The sequence below is a fragment of the Leptolyngbya sp. FACHB-1624 genome, assembly GCF_047649235.1.
GTDB classification, from domain to species: Bacteria; Cyanobacteriota; Cyanobacteriia; order Leptolyngbyales; family Leptolyngbyaceae; genus Leptolyngbya; species Leptolyngbya boryana.
The window spans coordinates 5,585,842-5,606,956 of record NZ_CP180258.1; the positions used below are offsets into that span (position 1 = coordinate 5,585,842).

Below are 21,115 nucleotides of genomic sequence, written 5' to 3' on the forward strand. Positions count from 1 at the left end.
TAAATTAGCGTTACCTGTCAGTTCTCTCTACCGATCGATTGATGTCCGAGAGTGAATTTAAAGCTAACGTACCTCAGAAATTGCGTGCAGTAGAGAGAGATGCTCCTCAAACTCCAACATCAGATTTATGCTTTATCACGTTCAGAGCGCATCATCTATTGGACAATTATCCTGACTCCACTGTGGTGGTTAATGGGAATTCAGCCGCTCTTTTATCCTGCTGTTGTCTTAACCTTATTCGCAATTCACTTGAGCTGGGATCAACTCATTCAAAGACCTTTTCCGGTGTATGTTTGGTCTTGGTTCGTGATGTCGATCGTGATGCTTTGGACAGCAGCCTTGGGGATCAACGAGATGGGCTTTAACCTACAAGTGGCAGCAGCAGCCGTTGTCACTTTTCTCAAAAGCTATTTTTTGATTTTTGCCTGTCTAGCATTACCCTTTTTTAGCCAAGTCCGGGTTGAGGTTGTCACTAGAGCGATCGCTTGGATGTCTTCGGGCTATTTGGTTGCGATCGCGATTCAAATTGCTATGCTGTTCCTCAGAATTGGCGGGAACGGTTATCTGCCGCCACTTGCACGCATTCTGCCAGGCGACAAAGGAAGTTTGCGAGTAATGTTTGCTCATTTTTCAAGCTTTTTAGGTATTCCATTACCCAGAACAGTTCTGTATACGCCTGATCCTCCCATTCTGGGACTCTGCGCTGTTTTATGCTTTTTGATTTGTTTAGGCGAACGCGATCGCCGACTTCGCTATGTCGCCTTACTCGGTGCGGTTGCAGCATTAATTGTGAGCGCCAGTCGGAGCGCATGGCTGTGTTTACCGATCGCGCTTTTTATCGGAACCTGCTTTGAAAATGGATTATTTCGCCAGTTGTCGCTCTGGAGTACGGCTCTGACGCTAATGATGTCTAGTATTTGGGGACTCACGATCGAAGAACTCTTCCGCAAGCCAATGGAAGGATTTACGCAAGCTCGCGCAAACTCTTCGCAAGAACGAGCTTTGGTCGTTCGCAAAACACTCGAAGCTTGGCAAGAATCGCCCTGGATCGGGTGGGGAGTCATTCGAGGGAGAGCGCATTTATATGAAGATAGCTATATTGGTCTTGGCTCCTTCTCGACTTATGCGGCTGTGCTTTATCTAAACGGAATTTTCGGCTTCATTGCTTTGATCGCTGCAATGATTCTGACGCTTTTCGCAACTTATACGCCAGCAGTAAACGGTCATTTTGGCTGTAAATGGGCGTTTGCTAGTTTGATTGCACTCTACATCTCTTGTAATGCCACTCCGCTCAGTTGGATGGCAGTTAATCTCTGGTTCTTTTTCGTTTGGTTAGGGGCTGTCTTGCATGAAGTACAACCCCATCAGGCAAATTTGACGAGTTGGGAGCAGATATCTGGAGAAGGTTAGATCGACAAGCGGATCGAATCTTGATTCCATATGACCCGAACAAACGGGGAAATGGCTAGTGTCATGCGTTTGCAGTACCAACCATAAGCAATAAATTCATCCGGCGCATCTGGAGCCGAAAAAAAGTTCGTTCCATAAATTCCCGATCGAGAACTTCCACTCACAACTGGAGTCTGGCTAACAGGGCGATAAGGTCCTGTAATCTGATCCGCAACATACCAGTACAGCGAAGAATCAGTAATTTGTGCGCGATCGACCGTGCCCAACCACTTAGGATTTAACCAAGTTGTCCAGCAAGAGAAAAACAGATGATACTGACCGTTTCTATAAATGACTTGCGGACGCTCCATTTCATAAAAAGGAGACTCTTGAGTTCCCTCGATCGTAGGAGTTGCCGCAGGCGGCAGCAGTTCATAAGATCCATCAATGCGATCAGCAACAGCTAAGCCAACACATCCTCGATATGCACCTTTCCCGCCTTCTTTGCGATAAGCACAGATAAACATATAGTAAAGCCCGGTCTGCTCATCTTTCACCACATAGGGGTCGCGCCACTGATAATGATCATAGTCAAAACCTCCTAGGCTTCGCTTATACTGTCCGTACCAACGATGATTCGCATCGGGTTTCACCAATTCGCGAGGGCTACGTTGCCAGTGTATGCCATCACTTGAAGTCGCTAACCCAATCCCTTCATTCATAATCTCAGCACCCTCTCCGGCGGCTGAATAAAAAAGATAGTAGATCCCATTTTCTTTGAGCGCGCAACCCGCCAGCATTCTTCCAGCTTCCCAGGAATGCTCAGGGCTGACTTCTAGCACAGTTCCCAAGTCTTGCCATTGTTCTAAGTCCGTTGAAATTGCACCGCATATTTTGCCTTCTAGCCACCAAGGTCCCGATTTACTCGAACCTAACAAGTAAAAAAGTCGATAGACATCTCCATCTTTGAGCAGCCAAGGATCCCAGCTCGGATGACTATTCCAAAGTGAAAATAAAGCACCTAACGCCTTCGATCGACCTTTTGGCAACTGACCGACTAGCTGTGCTGTGGTTTGATACAAGGTACTATTGAATTTCATACTGTTCTTGTGGGTGAAGAATAATCACAAATCCCCAAAACGTCTAAATACTGTTGCGTACAAGTTTCTAATGTGAACTGCTTCAACCATTGGGGATCAACCTGTCGAGCCGGGCTTGATAGGGTCTGAATGATTGCTGATGCGATCGCGGAATCGTCTCCCACTGGAGTCAGCACACCATACTTTCCTTGCGCTAAAATCTCAGCCGGGCCACTCTCGCAGTTTGTCGAAACCACAGGCGTTCCAACTGCCAACGCTTCTACTAAAACATTGCCTAATCCTTCCCAAGCAGAAGACAGCACAAACACAGCCGCTTTTGCCATATATGCATAGGGATTTTGTACAAACCCCAGTAAAGCGACATCCTCGGTTAATCCCAGTTCTTCTACTAACGTGGTCAGACGCTCTCGTTCAGGACCATCCCCCAGAATCACAAGCCGAGCCGGTCGAATCCGTCGAACTTGAGCAAAGGCATGAATCAAGGTCGAAAAATCTTTTTGTGGATAGAGCCGACCTACCGCTAGAACGACAGGAGGTTGATCAGGCTTAAACCAAGGATGTGTCACAGATTCTTGTGCTTGCGTGAACAATTCAGGTAACACGATCGGATTGTAGACGACTTGAATGCGATCGCGATTGAGTCGAGTAATCTCAGCGAGATCGTCTGCAACGCCTTGCGAAACGGCAACGATTCCATCTGCCCAAGGATAAAATAGTCTCGCAGCAGTCGGAGTGAATTGCACCGATCGTTGAGGAATGCGCTGTGCTTCAAGCGAAAGATGATTATGCTCGGACACAATGATGCGAGTTGAAACTCTTGCTAAACGTTTTGCCCACAAAGCAATTTCACAGGGATAATGCAAAGCGGCGAGCATTGTCGTGGGATGAGTCTGCTGGAGATAGCGAGTGATTTTTGGCAAACTTGATGGCATCCATTCTGCTTTGAGATCCACAACTCGAATCTCAGGCTGGACTTGTTCTAAATACACTCCCGCGGCTCTAGCAAGCACAAGATCAACTTGTAATCCATGATCGATAAATCCACGAGCAAGATTCAGCATTGCTTTTTCAGCACCGCCACCATATAGCCCTCGCAAAAAAATTGCAACATCGGGCTTTACTCTAACTCGCTGCTTAACCTGAATTTCAGAAGAACTTGCTAAATGATTGACCACCATAATTAGAAACGCACCAAGAGATTTTTTGGAGAAGACAACCGTTTAGAAGCTTGATGCTCCTGAGTTAAATTTTTCATTAAGGCTAAAATCTGGTTATAGTTGCGGCGACCATCAAATCGTTCTATTGCTAGCTGACGACTCGCGATCGACATCGCTCGTCGTTTCAATGGATCATCAATCAAAACCTTAAGTGCCGTCACCAAAGCACTGACATCTGAGATCGGCACAAGCAGTCCATTCACTCCGTTTTCTACCTGTTCACCGATCGCGCCAACATCAGTGGTAATAATCGGTAAGCCTGCCGCCATCGCTTCCATAATTACATTGGGATAGCAGTCAGCCTGAGTCGGCAAGACAAACATATCTGCTTTAGCATACAATTCCTTGAGTTTTGAACTATTCGCCCCCAAATTCTGATAGACCTTGACTCGCTCAACGCCTGATAGATCCTCAGCAACTTGTGCATCCTGGGTGACAATATCTAGCGTGCAACCCTCCAGCCCACTGCGAAAAGCTTCAATCAGTGTATGTCCTCCTTTGCGAGCAAAATCTCCTCCTACAAATAGCAAACGTACAGGACTATCGATCGTTTGATTTCGCTGAAAATGCCATTGTTCTAAATCGATCCCGGATGAGATCACGGTGACTTTCTCAGCAGGTACATCATAATCTTTGATCAGAGAGTCTTTTGCCCAGTGACAGAATGTAATCAGAGCAGTAGCAGCATGATAAGAATGGCGATTCCACAAAAATTTCTGACGTTCTAGTAAGGAATGTCCCCCAACTTTATGCTGATATCCTGCGGCAACAGTGTCATAGTTGAGCGGTGTAGCATCTGTAGAAATAATGGTTGGAATCTGCTGTGCAAATGAAGATGCAAATAAAGATACGGTTTGAGTATGCAAAAATAGGGCATCTAAAGGCTGAGCCGCTCGAATCGCATCACGGGCACGAAGACTAGACTGGAGCGACCAGTTGTTACGAATCATCGGAAGATGTTTCCATAGATCATTTTTTTCCGCCTCGATCGGCATCCAAACCGGACGTACAGTGCTATCTTGTGCAACCCAGTGTTTTAGATTTTTATAGTGTGTGACATGCCCTAGCATGTGTTCTACGACAAAGCCAAAGTTAAACATAGTCATATGCCTCAGATTTTAGAGTCTGCGCTATGGTTTTCGCGATCGCATTCCAGTTCAATTGAGTCCGAACTTTCATCTGCGCTGCTTGAGACATTGATAAAAGCACAGCAGGATTTGTGAGCAGATCAATCAGATGCTTTGCTAAATGCTCAGAAGTCAAATGCTGAAGCACGATCCCATTGATTTCGTGATCGACAATTTCGGGCATTCCGTCTCGATTGGACACAACACAGGGAATACCATAGTTCATGGCTTCCATCAAAAAAGTTGGGAAGGGATCACAGTAGGCAGGAGCAACGACTAAATCTGTGTTCAGAAATAATCGACGAATTTCTGCACGATCGGCAATATGTCCTGGATTCTCAATTCCGGGTTCTTCGATCGATAGTTTTCGACCAATCACAACAAGCTTCGAGTTTGGCAAAGCTTTCCTAACCTGGCGAAAAGCAGCGAGGACTAAATCTCCACCCTTGCGCTCAAAATCTGATCCATTAAAGAGAATTTGCTGACTTCCGATCGCTTTTTCTCGAACATCAGGAACTTGAAAATCGCCTGACGAACCGACGACTGTGACTTTGTTTTCAGGAATTCCATACTCTTCAATCAGCGATGTTTTCACAACTTGGCTCATGCTAAAGATATGCTCGGCTCGGCTGTAGGCTGACCGTTCGCACTCAAACCAAGCAGTTCTGGTGCGATCGCTTAAAAATGTTGCCCAACTCGACCAATTTCGCTCAGCCAGCGCCGCAGTGTAGTCAAGAAACATGGCATAGGGAATATTGCCAGCATCCCAAACCGGACTATACGTTCCGAAGATCTGGAGTACAAAATCAGGCTTTGGCTGTAAGCGTTGAATCGTTCGCTCAGTGCGTCGTGATTTGAGAATAAACGCAGTGCTGTTTTTCTGAAAAACTGCATTTGCTTTGCTTAAAGAGCCTGTCCTTAGTGTTAGTAGACTTTTCAAGAGTGTTCTAGGTAGTCTGGCTTCATACCATTCGCTCTGTCTCGGAGAAAAACTAAGCTGCTCAAAATGGCTCGATAAGGCTTTGAATAGACATTGATGCCGATCGAGAAATATCGATTCACCTGTGACGAGAAGATGATGTATCACCATTGTTTTAAAGTGCGATCGCAATAGGGGCTGTCGATTCAATCGGAGTAAATCCCAACGGGCTAATACAAAAGCCTTGGCTTAAATCCGTTAAGTTTGGGTCAACCAGTTGAGAGAGGTTTTCCCAAGCAGCTTGATCTCCATACCGTTTTCGCAAGTATCGGCTGGATTTCCAATTCATAAAATGTAAGTACATTAACTCTTCACCCGTTTCGACCGTTAATTTGCCTCGATGCCAAAACCACTGAGTCGGATAATCATACGTTCCATTCATCCAAGGTCGATCAGATAAGACCGTACTAAAGCGCTCTTGAAACAGATGGTGACGCTTATCCGGGTCAACAATTCCCCACACACGGCGTAAGAAACTGGGCAGCCGTTTGCGCCCAAGCAATTGCTTTGTAAAGTAACCCTCATCCATCGGCACATTGATCGGCTGACTCATCAGGTTTTGCCAATCCGGTATCCTGCGAAAAGCATTCACCCAATACGCATTATTCTTGATCAAAAATAGATGCCCAGAAACTCGATCGCTGTGCGTCGAAATCGTATTGTAGTCAAGCACTGCATCTGTATAAAAAGCTCGGAGATTGCCATAAATGACATCAATATCCCCAAAGCCAAAGTAATCATATCCAGCAATATGCTCCTGATGAATCAAGCCATACGCAGGACGAAGATTACACACGGTATAGGCAGAATGAGTTTGAAAACTAATATTTAAGCGATCGCAAACAAGCTGTTGATAGGCTTGAAAGCTCATTTGAATAAATCGCACGTTTGCTGGAGCATTTTCGGGAACTCCACAATCTGTGAAGAAAAGCCAATCGATCGTTGGATTCCAGCGGCATGATTCGAGATACAAATCAAACCATTCAGGAAAACAACCAAAATAAGGCATCAGAAAAATAATCTTCTTCATTGTGCTTAAGTTAGTGAAATAAGCGATCGTATAGTTTATGAATTAATGCTTGATATTGAACGATTTGCTGAGGAGCGACAACCCGAATACAGACCAGATACGCAAATAGAAAAGTAAATGGCTTAACCAGGAAAGGCAGATGAAATGAAATTGCCAGCCCTGGAATACTCAGCAGAATCGGGATAAAGCAAGGGCGAAGAAAGCGACTCATTGACCAATGGAGATGCTTGCAAGCAATCCACCAGTAATAAAGTGTCCAAAGAATTCCAAGTACCGCTGCCACAGCTATGCTTACGCCAATAATCCCCCCTTGATAAGCACCTGCAATAAAGCTCAGAACTGCAAGCGGAGCAATTTGAAGGCTGACTCTAGCATTGAGATCCGGACGACCTTTAGCAACGAGCATAGAATAGAGCGGCGAATTCACGACACGAAAGTAAGCATAAAAAAGTAACCCCGGTAGCACGGTACAAATTGGAATCCATTGAGAACCAAAAATGAGCGTCACAACTGAGGGATCAAGAATTAAGAAAATCAGCGCATAAATCGGAGCCGTCAAAAAAGCAATTTGCTCAACTACCTTAAACAAAGCATTCTCTTGTTTGTCGATCGGCAATTGAGCAAAAACTGGCATTCCCAATTGATTCAGCAACGCACTGGAAATTCCTGAGAGTGTCATCGATAGCTGATAAGCAAGATTGTAGTACCCCAAACTCGCATTACCTAATACTTTTCCGACCGTAAAATTATCCGCATTAAAGCTGAGATAGAATCCCAAACTTGCGCCCACTGAACCGAAGCAAAACGTCAGCACTTCAGATCGAATTTCAGGATCAATTTGGAGCCGAAATCGATGCCTAGAGTAATACCGCGTTAACAGCGCATTGACGATCCAGGAAATTGTATCTCCAATCACGAAAGACCAGTACCCTAACCCTAATAGAGCCGCCCCAGTCGTACAGAGTAGTCGTGTGATTGAGTTTGCCAGACTAATATTTGCGAGTGCCTGATACTGCATTCGCCGCGTCATTACGCCCGAATAAACATAGGTCGCAGAAGATAAAAGTAAATTGAATGCAAAGACAATCAGGATGCCAACTAAAGCAGGTTCATTAAAAAAGCTCGCAACCCAAGGTGAACTGATCGCCATGAGCAGACCTAATCCCAGACCTACTCCTAAGCTAATCGTGTAAGTCGTATTCACGTACTTAGGATTATCGACTCCCTTGTAGATAATGAAAGCTCCTGCTGTGTCTTGAGTAAATAGCGTGAAAAATGACCAAAAAACATAGGCGATCCCAATCACACCAAAGTCTGAAGGCTGAAGCAACCGCGCTAAGACCAAATTACTCAAAAAGACAAAAATTCGAGTCACAAACGTTGCATAAGTAATCCACAATCCACCTCTGAGCAATGAGACTGTCTTCATAGTTCTCTGCTCTGAATAGATTTTGCAATATCTAAACGCTGTGACTTACCCAGAGATCGCTCAATCAGTTGTTTCGCAATCGGCGCGAACTTCACAGCAAGTAACGTCAACAGCGATCGCGGATCTCGATAAAAGATCGAGCGATCGCAATCCCAAGCTTGCTGCATCAACTGCTGAGCCTGCTTTGTATCGCCGCCTGTCAGCGCTAATCGAGCCAGCAAGCGATACATATAGGCATAAGCTGTTGGCAACCAAGGTTCAATCTGCTCCGGAGATCGCAGGTAAGCAGCTTGAAGAACTTGCTCATGCGATCGCTGCATCTGTGCCACATTAAAAGACAATCCAGAAGAACGTACCCGGTAACAACAAAGAGCCTGAGATTCTCGATAAAATCGCCATCGCCGTGTTGCAGCAACTCGGAGCCAGAAATCCAGATCCTCAGAACTCCGCAATGTTTCATCAAACTCTCCCACCTCATCGACTAAAGCCCGACGAAACATCGCATTGGAGCCATTTCCGATGAAATTTTTGCACAATAGTGAGACGAGAGCATCTGAAAAAATCGGCTTTCCGCTCAAAGACATCCAGCTTTGTTGTCCATCATCGCGAATGATTTTTGAAGCACTATAGACGACTCCAATCTGGGGATCACGATCAAGCCTTGCCACATGATTTGCTAATTTATCTGGCTCATAGCGATCGTCACCATCCAGCATTGCAATATACTGTGCTTGCGCCTGACGAATCCCATAATTGCGAGCAGATGACAGTCCCCCATTCGGCTTGATCAATAAGCGAAAACGGGGATCACGCTGACAAAATTGCTCAACTAAGTCCGCAGTTCCATCAGTTGAACCATCATCGACTACGATCGCTTCAAATGCCTGAAAAGACTGGTGCTCTAAGGAAATAAGAGCATCTTCAAGATAAGAGCGAACATTGTAAGCCGGAATCACAACGCTGACTCTAGGATAAGTACTCATGGAAAACTCCCTACATTTGGCATCATGCAACCTGAACATTCAGATTGATTGGTAAAAATCGCAACAAAGCTTTCCAGGTAGTAAACCAATACAGCCTATAGGTATAAGCAAAAGAAACGTTATGTAACTCTTTCTAAAGGTAGAAAGAGTCATCTAAGCTCACACATTAACCTTAGTTTTATGTTGATCTCTACACAACAGAAAATTTATGTGCAAGTTGCTGAACAACTTGCTAATCATGACTTAAGCAAGCATCTGAAGCAGCTACACAGAGTCGAAAATCGATATCTATTACTTTTGAGAGATGAACTTAGAATTTAGAGATTCTTACCATTCGTTGCAAGTCTGGCGACTGTGATTGAGATTCATTACCTGATTAGAATTCATTACCAAAGGAACTTAAACTCAGGAACTTAAACTCGGCTAGAGCATCTTGGAAGACGAAGCATCTCTTGTAATCTGAGCTAGCTACAATCGCTATTGGACGAAATTGGGCGGATTCATCTAAGCATCTATACAACTAGGCAAATAAAATGTATCAGCTAGAAAGTCCTCCGAATTTGACTGTTGATTTACTAGGACGACGAATTACGTTTATGACAGTTTCCGCGATCGTCGATGCGATCCATATTGCTTGTATTGAAGGAAGGAAGCTAACTGTCGCAAACTACAATGTGCATAGCTTCAATTTATCAATGCAGCTTCCTTGGTTTCATCACTTTCTCCAAAGTGCTGAAATCGCCCATTGCGATAGTATGGGTATTCTCAAAGCTATTTGCTGGATGGGAGTAAAATTACCTTTGGAATACCGAGCTTCTTATAGCCTTCTGATGCCAAAGGTATTAGCTCACTGCAACCAACATGGTTTTTCAATTTTCCTCTTAGGCGCGAAGCCTGAATGCTTAAATGCCGCGATCGCGCAAGTCAAACAGCAATATCCCAATGTGATCATCAATGGTCATCACGGCTACTTTGACATGCAGAACGCCCAAGAAAACGAACAAGTCATCAGACAGATCAATCACGCGAAGCCAAAGATTTTAGTCGTAGGCATGGGAATGCCTACTCAAGAGAATTGGATTCAACTCAATCGGGAGCGGTTGAATGTGAATGTCATGATGCTAGGAGGTGCAGTCATCGATCGCCTAGCGGGAATTGTTCCAAACTGTCCACCGATGATCTCGAATCTAGGCTTGGAATGGCTATATCGTCTCTGCCAGGAGCCTAAGCGTCTAGCAACCCGCTATTTACTGGGTAATCCTGCATTTTTGTTCCATATTGCTTTGGCAAAAACCCATTCGTTTTTCCCAAAAGTACAGCCGATGGAGCCAATTACACGGTCTAGAGAGCCTTCAATTCATGGAAGTTCAGAAGTTCCAGTTCGTTTATCGCTGGATTAGAAATGATGAGAGTTTGCTACCTTCTCCAAACCCATAAATCACCTGAACAGGTTGAACGCTTGGTTCGCCGCATTAAATCATTGAGTCCAACTGCTCAGATTTTGATCAGTCATGACTTTACAAACTGCGATTTGCCGCGATCGACATTTGAGGATTTACCGAATGTTGACCTGATTCCATCACGCGGAGGCAGAGGAAGCTTTGAGATTGTCCAGAGTTATCTGGATGCGATCGCATGGTTACTCGCTTCTGGAAGTGATTTTAGCTGGTTGATCAATCTATCCGGTCAAGACTATCCGATCCGACCGCTTGCTGAAGTTGAGAAATCTTTATCTCACACTGATTATGATGGTTTTGTCCATCACTTTGAGGTTTTCTCAAAGCACAGCCCGTGGAAAAGGAATGAAGGCTATTCTCGCTATCACTACAAATATCGAACTTTGAACCGCGATCTAGCAGAGTGGCAGAAAGAGATGCTTAAGCCCGTCAAACTCTTGAACTATCTCCAACCTTTTTTTCGCGTAAATTTCTCTTATGGAATTACGTTAGGCTTAAGGACTTCATCGCCATTCAACCAACATTTTGTATGTTATGGCGGCTCATTTCTTTGTACGCTGTCTAGACTATGTGTGGAATATCTCCACCGTTATGTGCAACTCAATTCGGACATTGTTGATTACTACAAGGGAGTAGCTATTCCTGATGAATGCTTCATCCAAACGATATTAGTCAATAGCCAGAAATTCAAGCTCTGCAACGATAGTAGACGATATTTTGATTTTTCTCAAACCCGGAACGGTCATCCTAAGATTCTCCAATCTACTGATTTTCCAGCTTTGATGAACAGTCATGCTGATTTTGCGCGCAAGTTTGATCTGGCAGTCGATCGCGATGTTCTTGATTTAATCGATACCGCGATCGCACCTATAAGAATCTAAATCCGATCTACAAAACCTCACGTCCCAAATAAGGCTGCAAGACATCCGGCACTCGTACAGTTCCATCCGCCTGCTGATAGTTCTCCAAGACTGCCGCCATCGTTCGCCCGATCGCGAGTCCTGATCCATTCAGCGTATGCACAAACTGAGTACCTTTTTGCCCCGCTTCTTTAAATCGGATATTCCCGCGTCGCGCCTGAAAGTCTTTGAAATTCGAGCAGCTAGAAATCTCGCGGTACGTGCCCGAAGACGGCAGCCAAACCTCTAAATCAAAGCACTTCGCCGCTCCAAATCCTAAGTCTCCTGTACAAAGCTCGATCGTGCGATAGGGCAACTTTAAGGCTTCCAAAATCGCCTCTGCATTTCGTACTAAGCTTTGATGCTCTTGCTCAGAAGTCTCAGGCTGCACCAGTTTTACTAGCTCGACTTTGTTAAATTGATGCAGTCGAATCAATCCGCGCGTATCTCGACCATAGCTCCCCGCTTCTCGACGAAAACAAGGCGTATAAGCACAGTGATAGATCGGTAACTGATCGGCTGACAGAATCTCATCCCGATACAAATTGGTCACGGGAACTTCCGCTGTCGGAGCTAGCCACAAATCATCTTCTGCACATTTGAAGCTCTCTTCTGAGAACTTCGGCAACTGTCCGGTCGCAGTCATCGATCGCGAATTGATCAACACAGGCGGTAAAATCTCAACATAGCCTGCGGCAATTTGCTGATTCAGCATAAATTGAATCAACGCTCGCTCTAATGCCGCACCTGCACCCATCAGCACCACAAATCGCGTCTGGGCAATCTTCGTAGCACGTTCAGTGTTGATAATTCCGAGCTTCTCAGCAATTTCGTAATGGGGCAGAACGTCTATCGACGGTTTGAACTCGTCGCCCCAACGTCGAACTTCAACATTTTCCGTTTCATCTTTGCCGATCGGAGTCGTGTCACTCGGCAAATTCGGAAACCCTAGCAATTGAGTTTCGATCTGTTCTCGAATTGCTTTCTCTCTTGGTTCTAACTCACTGAGTTTTGCTTTGAGTGCATTGCCTTCTTCTCGCAATGCCTGAACCTCATCGCTTTTCGGGTCAGCTTTGATCTTCTGTCCGACTAATTTACCAACCTCATTACTGCGCGCCTGCAACTGCGATCGCTCAACCTCTAACTCACGACGCTGCTGATCCAGCGACACGATCGTCGAAAGATCATAAGATCCCCCTCGCTGATTGAGCTTCGTCTGCACGAGATCAGGATTTTCACGAATTAGCTTTAGGTCAAGCACGACACCACATCCAAAACAACAGAATTTTTAGAGGCAAATCTGCCCCCCATTAGGATACCTCGGCATCTGCTCAATGGTCGAATACACTCTGATACTGCAAAATATCGAGCTGAGCAAATGTCGGCAAACATCGAAAACAAGCTTCTGCCAGCTCCAGCCGTTCTTCACGCCCCAACATGGCAATCAATTTCTGCCGCGCTTCGATCAAATATCGAACATCATTGGCAGCGTATCGCAACTGAGCTTCTGATAAGTTCATTGCATTGCCCCAATCCGAACTCTGAGCGCTTTTGTCGAGTTCTACTCCTGTCAATTCCTGAACTAAGTCTTTCAGCCCATGACGAGGCGAATAAGTGCGAATCAGCTTACTGGCAAGCTTAGTACAAAAAATCGGATTGACATCGATTCCTAAGTGATATCGCAATGCTGTGATATCAAACCGAGCAAAATGGAAAATCTTCGTAATTTCTGCCGCTTCAAACAGTTGTTTGAGATTCGGAGCCTCTTTTTGTCCCCGCTCAATTCTCACCACTGCAACCTGATCGTTTTCATCACAGATCTGCACTAAGCACAGACGATCGCGGTGCGGTAGAAGCCCCATCGTTTCGGTATCCACTGCGATCGCACTCGCAGACCGATAACGCTGTAAAAGTTCCGAAGAAAGATCACGATCGCAGATCTGAAATTCACGCGGCTGCATAAGCTAAAGCACTAAACACAAGCGCTCATTCTACACTACGATGCTGGCGAGTTCAGCCAAACTGAAACCTAGACCCACGATGCAAACCAGCATCATTTCTGCGCGAAATCTTGGGTGAAATAGTACTCGCCACTCGAACTAATACTAATACCGATGCCCGTCATACTGAAGTTACCTTCAATATTTTGCAGGTGTTTCGGGCTTTTCAACCAAGCTTCGATCGCTTGCCCTGCTGGATCACGTCGGCTTGCGACCCAAGCGACATTCTCTGCGGTGCGTTGAGACTGAATAGAGTTGTTAATCGCTTTTGAGCGCTCAGAAAAGCCTTGATGCCCAAAGGAGACAATTTTTTTCGCCATATTGCGACTATGCGATCGCGCTTGATGAGCGATATCCGAACTCCAAGATAATGCGGACAGCCCTTTCCTGGCACGATGTTGATTGATGCGACGCAAAATCTCTTGCTCCATTTCAGCAATCAAACTTGCCTGCGCGATTTGGAAATCTGCTTCTCGAATGCTGGCAACTTGAATCGGGACGGTTCCTGCTCGAACTCCTCCATGACTGAACGATGCTGTCAAAATTCCAATCGACATCACCAAATTCCGTACGGTTTTGCTGGAGGTGCAGTTCAGCATTACGTCTCTCTCCTACGTATGAAGTCACGATGAAGACACTAACGCGAATTTGGGATTATCGCAAGTAATCTTCGATACGATTTGATGTGACAAACTACGTAGGAAATTGTATACCCCCCGTGATGCAGGGGTTTGAGGTCTGTCAATTCTGTCAAAAAAAAGTTTCTAATTCCATTATTTAACTTTAGTGAAAATAAACTTATCGTGAATAATTCAAGCGAAATGGCTGAATTCACATGTGTGAAATTCGCTTATCTAGTGAACCTACTCTTTAGGGCGAGGAAACGGTTTCAGCAGGTTTTTCCCTTGAAAGACGTGAATACGATCGACAATCACGCCCCCACGCCGTAAAGAGACTTCTCCTAACTTGGTGAACGTCTGGAAATACGGAGAAAACTCGACTGAGGAGTCTCTCTTCGTCTGAAAATCGTTAGAAGTCAGGTAAAGTGCATCTCCACCGATCCATTGCGTTGGAGTTGACCAAAACGCAAATCCGCGCATGTCTCGTTTATCGAAACACGTGATCGGAGTTCCATAAATCGGAGTCAGTGCCATTGCCATGTGTCCCGCTAAATGAAAGCGATTGCTGAACATAAAATCAGCGTCTTTCAGAGCCGCTAAGAGTTGCGGCGATTTAGAAAATTCGCGGCGGAGTTGCCCAACATCAATCAATTGAATGGAAGCATCCTCTTGCGGTGGAACAACGCCACCCATGAAGGAAAACTGCCCTGGCTTTTGGAGGGTGCCGATCGCAATGTGCGATAAAGCAATCAGTAACAGCGTGCCGATCGCAATCGTCGAGCCATTCAGCCAACGTCTCAGTATTTTGGGTTGCCAATGTGCAGCATATGCTCCGAGCAGCGGCGTTACCGAAAAGAATCCTGGCATTGTCCAGCCAGGTAAAATCTGCTGATAACCCCCAATAAAAGTAAAAATCAAAAATACAGGTGCAGCATTCCACAGAATAAATGAGTGAATTGATTTCGTAAATCCTGACTTTAATACTGAGACGATTTCTCGAATACTCACAAACCAAAGTGGAAGTCCAAACGTTGGAAAAAGATATAGCGCTGCCATCATGGCAACATTCAATGCTTGCAATGGATTGTAAGCGCGATCGGGAATACTACGATCGCTTTGGAATCGAAATGATACCCAGTCATGTTGAGCATTCCAATACAGCACAGGTGAGAATGCTGCCAGAAATAAGACAAAACTCAAAATTGTCCAAGGCGATCGAAAAACGACCCAATGCTTTCGGCTTGTGATACAGAAACCGAGCAGTCCGAACCCTAATAGAAAGCCATGATATTTGCCAAGACAAGCCAGCCCCACTAAAAGTCCGATCAAGGCAACGCGATAGGTCGGTTGATATTCACTCTGTTTTGGAAAAAACTCGATCGCGCCAACCCACAAAGTCAATGCCCAGAAAAACATCAACGGCGAATCTGGGAGCGTAAACGTCCCAAATCCGAGTTGAAAAATTGGAATCACTGACGCGATCGCTAACGTAATCAATCCAACCCGCACTGAAAATAACTGAACCGTTGCGCGATATAAAAAATACAAAGTCGCCGGAAATAATAAGAGACTGCCGACGCGAATACTGAATTGAGACACATCTCCGGTCAGCCAAATCCCGATCGCAGTTACCAAAGCAACCAGTGGAGGATGATCAAAATAACTCAGCGCCGGATGCAAAGTGTATAGATAGTAATACGCTTCATCGAATCCTGGCGGCAACCAAAACGCAATAAAACTCCGAAACAAAAACCCTGCTAATAAAATCCAAACGACTTTCTGGAGAGTCTGATCTGACCACCACTTTTGCATAACTTATTTCTTCGAGGGACGAATTGGAACGCGCACCAGTTGATAGTTACTGTATTGTTGAAGAAAGCGATATTGATTTGGTTTCATCCCGCTACCCTTTAATGCTGTCGGAGTTGTAATCATCGCGATCGATTCGGTTTTTCCCTCTCGGCGCAATTCTTCTAGATAAGGTTGAATCAACCGAGCACGATTAATAAACGTAATCGGGTTTTGCGTATAGAAGACCAAACTCGGTTTTTCAAAAGCATCCGTTGCCATCACAATCGGTTCATTTGGCAGTTTCTCTTCAACCGTCGCTTGAGCAATCTGCCGCAACGGTAACTGCCGAACTGAGTCAATCACACCCACGGCAGGAGTCACAAAGAACCAGATAAATACTGCCATCCCAATCAAATTCACCGCCCAAAACCAGCGTAATTGGTAACGGAGTGCCAAAATTAACCCCACGATCGCGACAGTGATCCAAATTGAGGCAGCAACGTGCTGTAATCCAACCTGCTGAATTTTGAATCCCAGATCCGGCATGGATGGATCATCATCGAGCCAAGTGGGACTATAAAACGCGCAAATCCCAAAGGCGATCGAGACAATCACGCTGAGATAGACCGTGAGTTTTAAGCCCCAAGATTGCTTTGGTTGGGAGAAATGATGCACATACCACAACGTCACGAGAATCGCAGCCGCAGGATAGAGCGGCAACGTGTAAGTAATGTATTTCGTGACTGCGATCGTAAAAAAGATCAGCACCACCGAAAACCAAACCAGCGCAAACAATCCAAGCTGTTCTGAGCGCGGCTTTTCTCGCCATTTTGATTTGAGAATATTGATAATCGCAGCGGGCAAACACAGTGACCAAGGGAAAAACCCAACCAGCACAATCACAAGATGGTAATACCATGCTCCCGAATGCTGATTGACCACTGAGGTAAAGCGCTCAACATTATGCACCCCAAAAAATGAATCAATAAACGCATTCCCATTCTGCCAATATGCCAACGCATACCAAGGCATACTGACCAATAAAAATAATCCCGTCCCCAACAGAGGCTTCATTTCGCGAAGCACTGAGCGCAGTTGACCGACCCACAGTAGAAACAGAATCACGATCGCACTCGGCAAGACGACCCCAACAGGTCCCTTGGTCAACACAGCAAACCCCATGAGCGCATAAAACGCCCAATACCATCGCCGATTCGAGACGTATCCCAGAAAGAACGCAAAGAGCGATCCCCCAAAACAGGCACTCAGCAACATATCTGAGTATCCCAATCGCCCAAAAAATAGCGTGATCAGATTCAGCGCAACGATCCCCGCTCCCAAAAATGGCGCAATCTTCGACGGAACAAATCGTTTCAAAATATAAAAGCAAAATCCGGTCAGAATCGTGCCTGCGATCGCGGACGGCAATCGGGCTGCCCATTCATTGACTCCGAGCGTTTGAAATGCGATCGCTATCCACCAATAAACTAGAGGCGGCTTATCAAACCGAGTTACCTGATTAAAATATGGCGTAATCCAATTGCCTGTCACCGTCATTTGCCGAGCGGCTTCGACAAATAGCGGTTCTGTTTCATCGACTAACCCAATACTTCCGAGTTGATAGAAAAATGCTATTCCACCTAACGCAAGAATCCACAAGATCGAACCGATTAAAAACCGCGATCGTTCTTTTTTGGGCGCATCAACCTGATTGTTCATGTGTCGAGTCCGAGAGCAAATCATCCGGTAGTTTGGCATGGAATGACCCCCTGAAACAACCAAAATTCAGGCAAACGAGAAGCCCCCTTGTACCTTGGCAATGACAAGAGGGCTTTTCGGATTGTGTAAGTCGGGGCGCTGTTCTACACGCGACCGCGTAGCATTTGTGCCATTTCGTTCTGCTTCGGCGACATTTCGAGCGCCACTTCTTCGGTAATTTGACCGTTCTCGTAAAGTTTGTACAACGATTGATTCATCGTACACATGCCGTCAAATCCGCAGCGAGGAATAATCGCTTCGATTTCATCCAGTTCACCCTTCCGGATATAGTCTCGAATCGCATCCGTATTGATCAGAATGTCATGGAATGCAGCCCGCTTTCCATCCGTTGTCCGACACAAGCCTTGAGCAATCACCGCCACCAGCGATTCAGCAAGTGCCACCCGCATCGTCGGCTGCTCGTTCGGTTGGTAGAGACTGAGCACCCGCTCGATCGTTTTCACCGCACTATTCGTGTGCAAGGTTCCCATGACTAAGTGACCCGTTTGCGCGGCTTTTAGGGCAGTGTTGACGGTTTCTTTATCGCGCATTTCACCGACGAGGATAATATCTGGATCTTCCCGCAGTGCAGCTTTGAGCGCGTTGTCAAACTTGCGCGTGTGCATTCCGACTTCTCGGTGTTTGATCAAGGATTTGCGGCTCTTGTGAACAAACTCGATCGGGTCTTCGATCGTAATAATGTTCTTCGGCATCTCCTTATTGATGTAGTCGATCATCGCTGCCATCGTGGTCGATTTACCGGAGCCAGTCGGACCCGTAATCAAGATCAACCCTTTGTGATAATGACAAACATCTTTAAACACCGGAGGCAAGTTTAACTGCTCCATCGTCAAGATTTTCAGCGGGATCAAGCGCAGCACCATCGCAGGTCCATGTAACGAGTCGAAAATATTAATCCGAACCCGCGCAAATTCGTATTGCGTTGCACCGTCGAAATCTAAGGTTTCTTCAAACTGACTGATTTCTGCCTCAGTCAAAACCTCACCTAACCAACTCATAAACGTTGGTTTATCTGTCTCAGGCCAATCTGTCGTATCGATTTCACCTCGGTTACGAAAGCGAGGCACTTCACCCACACCTAAGTGAATATCTGAAAAGCCCTTGTCATAGGCAGTACGAATAATGTGCTCAAGCGTTGGCGACCCATTGCTAGAGCGGCGGGTGTTGGGTGCGGTCGGGGGAGTCGTCGGACGGTGTCCTAATGTGGGCGGCGGAGTTGTCCCTGCGGAAATAGGAACAGAAGGCGAGCTTGCTGGAATCGGCTGGGGGGCAGCCGGGGCAGTGGAAGTGCTCGCCGCAGGCATTGCAAAGGTTGGAGTGGCAGCTGCATTCGGTTCAGTCACATCCGTACTCGGTTGAGTTGCAGTCGTGCTATTGATTCTAGAAGCGGCTTCAGTCACCTCAGTCATCAAATTCGGCATCGTCCGCATCGCAGGGGGCGGCGCAGGGGGAGTTCGGGGAGCGGCAGGCGGTGGGGCAACTTCACGGCGCGGTGCAGTTACTTCAGTGGGCATTGCGAACGGATTCTGAATTTCTGATGACATATCCCTACGTTGATAAAATCCCTGAGGGGTGAGCAGGTTGGAGGCGACAGGATTTGGATAAAATCTTTACGGTTTTAGCCTTTTCACGGCGATGCCAGACCTCTAACATGAGTAAGCGTTCCCAGATGGTGTAAACGAGTATCAAGTGGGGTGGCGAATGAGTGAATCTGCGCGTTGGTATGTGGTGAAGCGATCGAATGCTCATTGTGAGATTTTGACCCAGGATGAGTTTGAGACTCAACAAACGACAAATCCCTCTGAGGTCACAGAACAGTGGGGTCCGTTTGCCTCAGAGGGAGAAGCGATTGCGCGTCGCGTTGGATTAATTCGATCTGGAAAGTGTCAGCCGAGTTAGAGGGCGGGCGAGCCTCCCTTTAACTCGTTCTTGGTCTAGTTCTTGGTCTGAGCGCGGGTGCCTTGTTTGGCGCTCACCGCTTGATTCAAGACTTGCAAGGCTTTAACGTATTGCGGATCGCTCGTTGTCCCAATCTTGTCGCGATCGCGGACTAGGGCTTGTCTTTGCTGCTCGTTCAGTTCCACGACGACATCAGGATCGATGCCATGTTTGTTGATATCTCGTCCATTCGGAGTGAGATATTTTGCGATCGTCACTGCCATTCCAGAGCCATCTCCGAGACTGCGAACCGACTGAACTAAGCCTTTCCCAAAGGTTTTTGTTCCAACGATCGTACCGCGTTTGTTGTCTTGGATTGCACCCGAGAGAATTTCGCTGGCACTGGCTGAGCCGCCATCGACTAAGACAACTAGCGGTTTGTCGGTTAAAGCCCGACGATTGGCATCTTCTTTATCGGAAATGCCTTTGCGATCGACGGTTGAGACGATTCCACCTTCTTGAATCCACATCCGAGCAATATCAACACTGGCATACAGCAGACCCCCCGGATTGGATCTCAAATCGAGAATGTAGCCTGTCACATTGTCTTTTTCCAGTTTTTGAATGGCGGCTCGCATTTCAGGAGCGGCATTTGCACTGAACTGAACGAGACGGATGTATCCGACTTTGCCAGTCGGACTTTGTTGAACGCTGGCGCGCACAGGATGAATTTCGATTTTGGCGCGTTTTAGATTGAACTCGAGTTGTTGAGTTCCGCGCTGAACGGTGAGTTTGACTTGGGTATTGACAGGTCCACGAATCAAGGTCACTGCCTTGTTCACGTCCATCCCTTCGGTGCTTTTGCCATCAATTTTGGTGATGATGTCTTTCGCAGCGATTCCGGCAGCCGAGGCGGGACTCCCTTCGATCGGGGAAATAACCGTAAGTTTCTTCGTTTTCTCGTCCGCTGCCAGTTGGATTCCGACTCCGGTCAATTCACCAGAGGTGTCGATCTGCATATTTCGGAATTCAGTCGGGTCCATGAAGCGGGTATAGGGATCTCCCAGACGCTTCAGCATTTCGCGGATCGATTTATAGGCTTCCTCTTTGTCTTTGTAATTGCGGTTGAGATATTGGCTACGGATGGCTTTCCAGTCCACTTGGTTGAAGGTGGCATCGACGTAGTTGCGATCGATGACCTGCCAGACCTCATCCACGAGTTCTTTGGGACTGTCCCGGAAGAACGCTTGTCCTTTGTTCAAATGAATTCCGGCTCCGGTGATGGTCACTGCTGTTACGGCGGCAGCCGTTGCACCTAAGACAAGCGCGCGTTTCGTCATGACTATACCTGCTTAAATTCTGGAGAAGTGACAAAAAAGGTTATGCCCAATTTAACACAGGCATTCAGGGGCAATCCGTAATAATTGCCCAGTTTTT

The 21,115-nt window shown here is 46.2% G+C and carries 18 protein-coding genes; 4 read left to right on the forward strand and 14 right to left on the reverse strand.

Translation table 11 applies throughout. The features are described from left to right. Positions 1-99: 99 nt before the first annotated feature. Positions 100-1,410, forward strand: a complete 1,311-nt coding sequence (locus tag ACMUEV_RS26485; protein ID WP_190653758.1) for an O-antigen ligase family protein — start codon at positions 100-102, stop codon at positions 1,408-1,410. Here the strand turns inward: ACMUEV_RS26485 and ACMUEV_RS26490 are convergent. From ACMUEV_RS26490 to ACMUEV_RS26520, 7 genes are read right to left on the reverse strand one after another with little or no spacing between them, the layout of a single operon-like run. Further along, positions 1,407-2,489, reverse strand: a complete 1,083-nt coding sequence (locus tag ACMUEV_RS26490) for a family 43 glycosylhydrolase (RefSeq protein WP_190653759.1) — start codon at positions 2,487-2,489, stop codon at positions 1,407-1,409. The two genes, ACMUEV_RS26485 and ACMUEV_RS26490, sit on opposite strands and share 4 nt — an antisense overlap. Then, positions 2,486-3,667: a glycosyltransferase gene (locus ACMUEV_RS26495; protein ID WP_190653760.1), complete on the reverse strand. Its 1,182-nt coding sequence runs from the start codon at positions 3,665-3,667 to the stop codon at positions 2,486-2,488. The genes ACMUEV_RS26490 and ACMUEV_RS26495 overlap by 4 nt, the downstream gene beginning before the upstream one ends. A gap of 2 nt (positions 3,668-3,669) precedes the next feature. Next, positions 3,670-4,812, reverse strand: a complete 1,143-nt coding sequence (locus tag ACMUEV_RS26500; protein ID WP_242044928.1) for a glycosyltransferase family 4 protein — start codon at positions 4,810-4,812, stop codon at positions 3,670-3,672. Beyond that, the gene (locus ACMUEV_RS26505; protein ID WP_190653761.1) at positions 4,799-5,923 is read right to left on the reverse strand and encodes a glycosyltransferase family 4 protein; all 1,125 of its coding nucleotides are present in this window, start codon (positions 5,921-5,923) and stop codon (positions 4,799-4,801) included. The genes ACMUEV_RS26500 and ACMUEV_RS26505 overlap by 14 nt, the downstream gene beginning before the upstream one ends. A 4-nt stretch (positions 5,924-5,927) precedes the next feature. After that, a complete protein-coding gene (locus ACMUEV_RS26510) occupies positions 5,928-6,842 on the reverse strand; it encodes a DUF6625 family protein (protein ID WP_190653762.1) in 915 nt (304 codons plus the stop codon). 10 nt (positions 6,843-6,852) lie between these two features. Further along, positions 6,853-8,271, reverse strand: a complete 1,419-nt coding sequence (locus ACMUEV_RS26515) for an oligosaccharide flippase family protein (RefSeq protein WP_190653763.1) — start codon at positions 8,269-8,271, stop codon at positions 6,853-6,855. After that, on the reverse strand, positions 8,268-9,254 hold the full coding sequence (locus ACMUEV_RS26520) for a glycosyltransferase family 2 protein (RefSeq protein ID WP_190653764.1): 987 nt from the start codon (positions 9,252-9,254) through the stop codon (positions 8,268-8,270). Before ACMUEV_RS26520 ends, ACMUEV_RS26515 begins: the two co-directional genes overlap by 4 nt. Before the next feature lie 533 nt (positions 9,255-9,787). Between ACMUEV_RS26520 and ACMUEV_RS26525 the strand changes: the two genes are divergently transcribed. Together ACMUEV_RS26525 and ACMUEV_RS26530 are read left to right on the forward strand one after the other, a co-directional pair. Next, on the forward strand, positions 9,788-10,654 hold the full coding sequence (locus tag ACMUEV_RS26525) for a WecB/TagA/CpsF family glycosyltransferase (protein WP_190653765.1): 867 nt from the start codon (positions 9,788-9,790) through the stop codon (positions 10,652-10,654). Between the two features lie 2 nt (positions 10,655-10,656). Then, the gene (locus ACMUEV_RS26530) at positions 10,657-11,592 is read left to right on the forward strand and encodes a beta-1,6-N-acetylglucosaminyltransferase (RefSeq protein WP_190653766.1); all 936 of its coding nucleotides are present in this window, start codon (positions 10,657-10,659) and stop codon (positions 11,590-11,592) included. Positions 11,593-11,599: 7 nt separating this feature from the next. On the opposite strand, the gene serS is transcribed toward ACMUEV_RS26530, so the two are convergent. From serS to ACMUEV_RS26560, 6 genes are all read right to left on the reverse strand, one after another. Further along, a complete protein-coding gene (serS, locus tag ACMUEV_RS26535) occupies positions 11,600-12,871 on the reverse strand; it encodes a serine--tRNA ligase (protein WP_190653767.1) in 1,272 nt (423 codons plus the stop codon). 70 nt (positions 12,872-12,941) lie between these two features. After that, positions 12,942-13,571, reverse strand: a complete 630-nt coding sequence (locus ACMUEV_RS26540) for a ribonuclease H-like domain-containing protein (RefSeq protein WP_190653768.1) — start codon at positions 13,569-13,571, stop codon at positions 12,942-12,944. A 92-nt stretch (positions 13,572-13,663) separates the two neighbouring features. Continuing rightward, on the reverse strand, positions 13,664-14,209 hold the full coding sequence (locus tag ACMUEV_RS26545; RefSeq protein WP_144056133.1) for a CAP domain-containing protein: 546 nt from the start codon (positions 14,207-14,209) through the stop codon (positions 13,664-13,666). Between the two features lie 264 nt (positions 14,210-14,473). After that, positions 14,474-16,042, reverse strand: coding sequence for an ArnT family glycosyltransferase (locus ACMUEV_RS26550; RefSeq protein WP_190653769.1), 1,569 nt, complete (start codon positions 16,040-16,042; stop codon positions 14,474-14,476). A 3-nt stretch (positions 16,043-16,045) separates the two neighbouring features. Beyond that, positions 16,046-17,740, reverse strand: coding sequence for a glycosyltransferase family 39 protein (locus ACMUEV_RS26555; protein WP_242044932.1), 1,695 nt, complete (start codon positions 17,738-17,740; stop codon positions 16,046-16,048). Positions 17,741-17,883: 143 nt separating this feature from the next. Beyond that, on the reverse strand, positions 17,884-19,344 hold the full coding sequence (locus ACMUEV_RS26560; RefSeq protein WP_017286087.1) for a type IV pilus twitching motility protein PilT: 1,461 nt from the start codon (positions 19,342-19,344) through the stop codon (positions 17,884-17,886). Positions 19,345-19,501: 157 nt separating this feature from the next. Here ACMUEV_RS26560 and ACMUEV_RS26565 point away from each other — a divergent pair, with 157 nt between their 5' ends. Continuing rightward, entirely contained in the window at positions 19,502-19,699 is a 198-nt protein-coding gene (locus ACMUEV_RS26565) for a hypothetical protein (protein WP_017286086.1), read from the forward strand. 35 nt (positions 19,700-19,734) lie between these two features. Here the strand turns inward: ACMUEV_RS26565 and ctpC are convergent, their stop codons facing one another. Next, entirely contained in the window at positions 19,735-21,018 is a 1,284-nt protein-coding gene (gene ctpC, locus ACMUEV_RS26570; RefSeq protein WP_017286085.1) for a carboxyl-terminal processing protease CtpC, read from the reverse strand. Positions 21,019-21,115: the final 97 nt, after the last annotated feature.

Coding starts and splice junctions, on each gene's coding strand:
- ACMUEV_RS26485 (WP_190653758.1), top strand. CDS start 100: ATGCTCCTCAAACTCCAACATCAGATTTATGCTTTATCACGTTCAGAG.
- ACMUEV_RS26490 (WP_190653759.1), bottom strand. CDS start 2,489: ATGAAATTCAATAGTACCTTGTATCAAACCACAGCACAGCTAGTCGGT.
- ACMUEV_RS26495 (WP_190653760.1), bottom strand. CDS start 3,667: ATGGTGGTCAATCATTTAGCAAGTTCTTCTGAAATTCAGGTTAAGCAG.
- ACMUEV_RS26500 (WP_242044928.1), bottom strand. CDS start 4,812: ATGACTATGTTTAACTTTGGCTTTGTCGTAGAACACATGCTAGGGCAT.
- ACMUEV_RS26505 (WP_190653761.1), bottom strand. CDS start 5,923: ATGGTGATACATCATCTTCTCGTCACAGGTGAATCGATATTTCTCGAT.
- ACMUEV_RS26510 (WP_190653762.1), bottom strand. CDS start 6,842: ATGAAGAAGATTATTTTTCTGATGCCTTATTTTGGTTGTTTTCCTGAA.
- ACMUEV_RS26515 (WP_190653763.1), bottom strand. CDS start 8,271: ATGAAGACAGTCTCATTGCTCAGAGGTGGATTGTGGATTACTTATGCA.
- ACMUEV_RS26520 (WP_190653764.1), bottom strand. CDS start 9,254: ATGAGTACTTATCCTAGAGTCAGCGTTGTGATTCCGGCTTACAATGTT.
- ACMUEV_RS26525 (WP_190653765.1), top strand. CDS start 9,788: ATGTATCAGCTAGAAAGTCCTCCGAATTTGACTGTTGATTTACTAGGA.
- ACMUEV_RS26530 (WP_190653766.1), top strand. CDS start 10,657: ATGATGAGAGTTTGCTACCTTCTCCAAACCCATAAATCACCTGAACAG.
- ACMUEV_RS26540 (WP_190653768.1), bottom strand. CDS start 13,571: ATGCAGCCGCGTGAATTTCAGATCTGCGATCGTGATCTTTCTTCGGAA.
- ACMUEV_RS26545 (WP_144056133.1), bottom strand. CDS start 14,209: ATGCTGAACTGCACCTCCAGCAAAACCGTACGGAATTTGGTGATGTCG.
- ACMUEV_RS26550 (WP_190653769.1), bottom strand. CDS start 16,042: ATGCAAAAGTGGTGGTCAGATCAGACTCTCCAGAAAGTCGTTTGGATT.
- ACMUEV_RS26555 (WP_242044932.1), bottom strand. CDS start 17,740: ATGAACAATCAGGTTGATGCGCCCAAAAAAGAACGATCGCGGTTTTTA.
- ACMUEV_RS26560 (WP_017286087.1), bottom strand. CDS start 19,344: ATGTCATCAGAAATTCAGAATCCGTTCGCAATGCCCACTGAAGTAACT.
- ACMUEV_RS26565 (WP_017286086.1), top strand. CDS start 19,502: ATGAGTGAATCTGCGCGTTGGTATGTGGTGAAGCGATCGAATGCTCAT.
- ctpC (WP_017286085.1), bottom strand. CDS start 21,018: ATGACGAAACGCGCGCTTGTCTTAGGTGCAACGGCTGCCGCCGTAACA.